This is a genomic window from bacterium (assembly GCA_040755795.1).
Taxonomy (GTDB): domain Bacteria; phylum UBA9089; class CG2-30-40-21; order CG2-30-40-21; family SBAY01; genus JBFLXS01.
The window spans coordinates 1-5171 of the sequence record JBFLXS010000292.1 but is presented as its reverse complement, the minus strand read 5'-3'; the positions used below and the strand labels follow the sequence as shown (position 1 = coordinate 5171).

Here is a 5171-nt window from a genome sequence, read left to right as displayed (position 1 = left end):
ATGGAGATAAGATAATAGAAATAGATTGAAATTTATAGAAATAGGTAGAAATTGATTGTGGGAAACAACAAATTTCCATAAATTTCTATTAGTTTCTACTAATTTCAATTTTTTTAATAATATCTCCTTAATCTCCACATCTCCTTTTGTTACACCACCTGAACGCTTACAAAATTGGTAACTAATTACCATTAACCATTTACCAAAAGAAAGGAGACAAGTATTAAGATGAATTTAGTAGTAAATTTTTTATTAGCGGCTCCGTCAGCACCAGAGGTAACAACACCTCCTTCAACCGCTGGTGCTATATCTTCTTTTCTCCCGCTTATTCTCATCTTTGGTATATTCTGGTTTTTGCTTATCCGACCACAACAAAAGGAAAAAAAAGCACACCAGGAAATGTTGGCTAATTTAAAAAAAGGGGATAAGGTAATTTCTTCAAGTGGAATTTTGGGCACAATATTTGATATCAAAGACAATACTATTATTTTACGCATAGGCGATAAAGACCTGAAAATAGAGATGTTAAAATCCGCTATTGCCTCAAAACAACCAGATGAAAAATCTGACCAGAAGAAATCCTGAAAAACATTCTGCAGGAGAAACGGCCATGCCCTGGCAGGGCACAAATGACGATGAAAAATAATAGCACGCTGATGACGCTGATGATGCGGATATTCGCGGATATAAGATAGGAGATAGAAAGTGGGAGATGGGGAGATAGGCGTGAGGAGTGATGTTTTCTTTACTTTCTACTCTCTACTCTCTACTCTCTACTCTCTACTTTCTACTTCCTATTCTCAGGAGATACCAATGATTAAAAAGATATTATTGTTTATTCTTACTATAATTTTGGTTCTTCCAGTAATAGTTTTCTACCAGATTTATGTCCCGGTAAATAAATCTTCTTCTGTAATTAAAACAGTTAATATTCGTAAGGGTATAGGATTAAAGGAGATTACTAAAATTCTAAGGGCAGAAGGGGTAATTCGTGATGCCCTTGCCTTTGAGTGGTTAATAAGGGTAATAAAATTCGAGGATAAGATTAAGGCAGGAGAATATGAACTTACACCGGCGATGAATATGCCTGAGATTATCTCAAAATTAGTTCGTGGCGACTGCCTTAAGACCTGCTTCGCCGTCCCTGAGGGATACAATATCTCTCAGATAGCTGACCTTTTGGCAAAAAAAGGCTTTGTCAATAGAGAAAGATTTATTCAGGTAACTAAAGATGAAAAGTTTATTTTTAACTTAGGCATTTATGCCCAAAGTTTAGAAGGTTACTTATTCCCGGAAACATATTATATCCTTAAAGGAGCTACTGAAGAGGAGATAATCAGATTGATGGTTTCCCAATTGAATAAAGTAATTACCTCTGAAGATAAAGACCATGCAAATCAAATTGGTTTTTCTTTTCATCGAGTGCTTACTTTAGCCTCGATTATCGAAAAGGAAACAAAGGCTGTATCTGAAAGACATCTTATTTCTGCTGTCTTTCATAATCGTTTAAAAACAGGGATGCCACTTAAGAGTGACCCAACAGTAATTTATGCCCTTGGAGAGCGTTTTAATGGAAATTTGAGGAAAGAGGATCTGAAAATTGATTCACCTTACAATACTTACCGATATAAGGGATTGCCGCCGGGTCCTATTGCAAATCCAGGATTATCTGCGATTAAATCTGCTTTGTATCCAGCCAGAGTAGATTATTTATATTTTGTCTCGATGAACAACGGCATGCATAAGTTCTCAACAACACTTAAAGAACATAATGAGGCCGTGTTAAAATATCAATTGCAATTTAATAGGAAATAGGTTAACAAGGAAAATAAGTTGATGAGTAGTAACTTGTTTGACCTGTGCAGGTAGAAAATTAAGTAAACAGATTTTTAATAGTAAGCGGGTGGATTTAGTAAGCGGATTTAACGGATTTAGCGGAAAAAGAAATAAAAAAAAATCCGCTCAATCCGCTTACAATAAAAAATGTAATCTGTTTAATCAATTATCCTTTTATTTCTAATTGCACAGGTGGAAAATATTTATTTACCTTTTCTATAGCAAATTTTAGAAAAGTCATCGTGTTTTCCATATCTATTAAATTAACAACTTCAATTGGAGTATGAGCATAGCGTATTGGAACAGAAACCGCCCCTGTTGGAATTCCTTCTCTGGCTAAGCGAATGCTTGAGGCATCAGTTGTCCCCCCTTTTCCACCAACATGTAGTTGATAGGGAATATTCAAATCTTTAGCCGTATCAAGCAACCATTTTTTAACTTGAGGATGAATAATTAATCCCCTACCTAAAGCATCAGACATTACAAATGAAGTCCCTTTACCTATTTCACTGTCTGCTTCTTCTTTTTTTATCTCCGGGTAGTCACCTGCAATCTCAATATCTACGGCTAAGGCAACATCTGGATTAATACTGTAACTACAGACCGTAGCTCCTTTTAAACCAACCTCTTCCTGGGTAGTGAAAACAGTATATAATTCAGCCGGGACCTTTTTTAAATTTTTTATCAGACTTATAAGAATAGTACACCCTACACTATTATCAAGTGACATAGCCGAGATATTGTTATTGGCTAATTCAGTAAATATACGCGTAAAAAAGATTGAATCCCCTTTTTGAATACCCATTTTTAGAACATCATCATAATTTTTTGCTCCGACATCAATATACATCTTATCATAAGTTATTAATTTCTTTTTTTCTTCTTCATCCATTAAATGTGGAGGCCTGGAACCTATTACCCCTGGAATATACCCTTTTGAGGTTTTAATAGTTACTCTTTGATTAAGTAACATTTGATCATTAATCCCACCAATTGGAATAAATCGGATAAACCCTTTTTCATCTATAAATTTTACCATTAATCCAATTTCATCCATATGAGCCGCTAACATTACTTTTGGTTTTTTATCTCCTTTTATGATTGATATAATATTACCGAATTTATCAATCTCAATTGTATCAACATACTCTTTTATCTCGTTAACGATAATATTCCTGATATCATCTTCACTTCCTGATACTTTAGGGACATCTGTAATTTTTTTTAATAAATCTTTCATTTTTTCTCCTTTTTAAAGTTCTGTTGGAATATCAATAAAAGGACATTCTATTTGAAATTTTTGGGCTAAAACCTCTGCCAATGCCTTAACTCCTAATGTCTCGGTGGCATAATGACCAGCAAAGATAATATTGATTTTTGATTCCCTGGCTAAATGATATGTAAATAATTTTGATTCGCCAGTAATAAATAAATCCACCTCTTTTTCTATCGCCTCTTTAAGCATATCCGAGCCACCACCCGAGACTATGGCTATGCTTTTAATCTTTTGTCTACCAAAATCTAATAATCGACAAATAGTATTTAACCTTTGCTCAAGTATTTGTTTAACATCTAATAAATCAATTCCTTTTTTTAAGTTGCCTAAATACCCAATTGGTACTTCATGATATTTCCCAAAAGGTTGTGATGTTTTGGGGACAAATAAATTCATTAATTGAGCATTATTGCCAAGTGTTGGATGAAGGTCTAAAGGCAAATGCACCGCATAGAGCGAAATATCATTTTTAAACAACACCTCTAATCGTTTATAAAGGGTACCGGTTAAAGGTTGAGGTGTTCCCCAAAATAGACCATGATGAACAATAATCATATCTACATTTTGTTTTTTTGCCTCATAAAAAGTTTCTAATGAGGCATCAACAGCACAGGCTATTTTCTCAATTGTCTTTTTTCCTTCAACTTGTAAGCCATTTATCGCCTCATCTTTAACCTGGGCTATATTTAACTCTGTCTCAAGAAATTGGCATATTTGCTTTAAAGTAACCATATTTTAAACCTTGATGAAAATTTCCTAACTTTGTGAAATTAAAAATATACCAATGCAGATAACTGCTACACCTATCCATCTTATCAAAGGCACATGTTCTTTGAGAATGAATTTAGATGAGAAGACTATCAAGACATAGGCTAGACTTAACATCGGGTAAGCAAAACTCAAAGGGGCCTTTTGTAAAATCCACAGCCAGAGCATGGCACTAAATATATAAAGTGAAAATCCAAAGATTACTCTGGGCATAGTAAATATCCTGATTAATTCTAATGGAATAGGCTTACCCGAAGGCTTACCTACGCCTGTTTTTAACAACAACTGTCCTGTGACTACAATCGCCACACAGACCAAAATAGCTAATAATATTGGCATAATTTTCCTCCTTATTAACTGGTAACTGGTAACTGGTAATTGGTAATTGGTAACTGGTAACTGGTAATTGGTAACTGGTAATTGGTAACTGGTAATTGGTAACTGGTAATTGGTAACTGGTAATTGGTAACTGGTAACTGGTAATTGGTAACTGGTAATTGGTAATTGGTAACTGATAACTGATAACTGGTAATTGGTAACCGGTAACTGGTAATTAAATACTATCCGGCTGAACTTACGACGAAGATATTTAACCAATTACCAATCACCAGTTACCAATTACCAATTACCAATCACTAACTCTGTGAAACTAAAGTTACTCCCACACAAATTACTCCTACCCCTATCCATCTAATAGGGGATACTATTTCCTGAAATAAAAGGCAAGAAGCAATTACTACCAGGACATACGAGACACTAATCAGTGGATATAGGTAACTCAGGTGTGCTCTTTGAAGCAATAAAAGCCATAAGAAAGAACTTCCGATATAAAGAAAACCACCTATGATAACCGCAGGATGAGTTAGCATTTGAAAATAATTACCTATCTCCGCTTGCGAAACACCTGTTTTTAACAATAATTGTCCTCCTACTCCTACACAAATACACATCAGCACTGCTATAAAAAACCGCATTGTTATCCTCCTTGTATTTTAGAATTTTCGGATTTTGAATTGGGGATTCTTAAATCCGCATTTTGTGAAACGTAACCGTTCAGGTTATACATTAGAAGTGTAAGAAGGGGGATAAGGAGATAAGGAAGATATGGAGATAAGATAATAGAAATAGATTGAAATTTATAGAAATAGGTAGAAATTGATTGTGGAAAACAACAAATTTCCATAAATTTCTATTAGTTTCTACTAATTTCAATTTTTTTTAATAATATCTCCTTATCTCCTTTATCTCCATATCTCCTTTTCTTACACCATCTGAACGCTTACTGTGAAAC

At 34.3% G+C, this 5171-nt stretch carries 9 protein-coding genes and 1 pseudogene; 2 read left to right on the top strand and 8 right to left on the bottom strand.

The window, feature by feature from the left end:
• The coding region (locus AB1414_15090; GenBank protein MEW6608746.1) for a hypothetical protein at window positions 1-192 on the bottom strand (192 nt) is incomplete at its 3' end.
• 36 nt (window positions 193-228) lie between these two features.
• Here AB1414_15090 and yajC point away from each other — a divergent pair.
• Both yajC and mltG read left to right on the top strand, forming a co-directional pair.
• Window positions 229-585, top strand: a complete 357-nt coding sequence (gene yajC, locus AB1414_15085; GenBank protein ID MEW6608745.1) for a preprotein translocase subunit YajC — start codon at window positions 229-231, stop codon at window positions 583-585.
• A 120-nt stretch (window positions 586-705) separates the two neighbouring features.
• The gene (mltG, locus tag AB1414_15080) at window positions 706-1815 is read left to right on the top strand and encodes an endolytic transglycosylase MltG (GenBank protein MEW6608744.1); all 1110 of its coding nucleotides are present in this window, start codon (window positions 706-708) and stop codon (window positions 1813-1815) included.
• Between the two features lie 187 nt (window positions 1816-2002).
• On the opposite strand, the gene AB1414_15075 is transcribed toward mltG, so the two are convergent.
• The 7 genes and pseudogenes from AB1414_15075 to AB1414_15045 form a co-directional block, all read right to left on the bottom strand.
• Entirely contained in the window at window positions 2003-3076 is a 1074-nt protein-coding gene (locus AB1414_15075) for a M42 family metallopeptidase (GenBank protein ID MEW6608743.1), read from the bottom strand.
• 12 nt (window positions 3077-3088) lie between these two features.
• Window positions 3089-3844: a Nif3-like dinuclear metal center hexameric protein gene (locus tag AB1414_15070; GenBank protein ID MEW6608742.1), complete on the bottom strand. Its 756-nt coding sequence runs from the start codon at window positions 3842-3844 to the stop codon at window positions 3089-3091.
• Window positions 3845-3868: 24 nt separating this feature from the next.
• Window positions 3869-4219 (bottom strand): EamA family transporter, encoded by a 351-nt coding sequence (locus AB1414_15065; protein ID MEW6608741.1) that lies wholly within the window; start codon window positions 4217-4219, stop codon window positions 3869-3871.
• Window positions 4140-4343 (bottom strand): hypothetical protein, encoded by a 204-nt coding sequence (locus AB1414_15060; protein ID MEW6608740.1) that lies wholly within the window; start codon window positions 4341-4343, stop codon window positions 4140-4142. Before AB1414_15060 ends, AB1414_15065 begins: the two co-directional genes overlap by 80 nt.
• Window positions 4309-4413 (bottom strand): annotated as a pseudogene (locus tag AB1414_15055) (alpha/beta hydrolase). Before AB1414_15055 ends, AB1414_15060 begins: the two are co-directional and overlap by 35 nt.
• A gap of 102 nt (window positions 4414-4515) precedes the next feature.
• Window positions 4516-4854, bottom strand: coding sequence for a multidrug resistance protein (locus AB1414_15050; GenBank protein MEW6608739.1), 339 nt, complete (start codon window positions 4852-4854; stop codon window positions 4516-4518).
• 2 nt (window positions 4855-4856) lie between these two features.
• Window positions 4857-5063 (bottom strand): hypothetical protein, encoded by a 207-nt coding sequence (locus AB1414_15045; GenBank protein ID MEW6608738.1) that lies wholly within the window; start codon window positions 5061-5063, stop codon window positions 4857-4859.
• Window positions 5064-5171: the final 108 nt, after the last annotated feature.

Coding starts and splice junctions, on each gene's coding strand:
- AB1414_15045 (MEW6608738.1), bottom strand. CDS start 5,063: ATGGAAATTTGTTGTTTTCCACAATCAATTTCTACCTATTTCTATAAA.
- AB1414_15070 (MEW6608742.1), bottom strand. CDS start 3,844: ATGGTTACTTTAAAGCAAATATGCCAATTTCTTGAGACAGAGTTAAAT.
- AB1414_15075 (MEW6608743.1), bottom strand. CDS start 3,076: ATGAAAGATTTATTAAAAAAAATTACAGATGTCCCTAAAGTATCAGGA.
- AB1414_15050 (MEW6608739.1), bottom strand. CDS start 4,854: ATGCGGTTTTTTATAGCAGTGCTGATGTGTATTTGTGTAGGAGTAGGA.
- yajC (MEW6608745.1), top strand. CDS start 229: ATGAATTTAGTAGTAAATTTTTTATTAGCGGCTCCGTCAGCACCAGAG.
- AB1414_15065 (MEW6608741.1), bottom strand. CDS start 4,219: ATGCCAATATTATTAGCTATTTTGGTCTGTGTGGCGATTGTAGTCACA.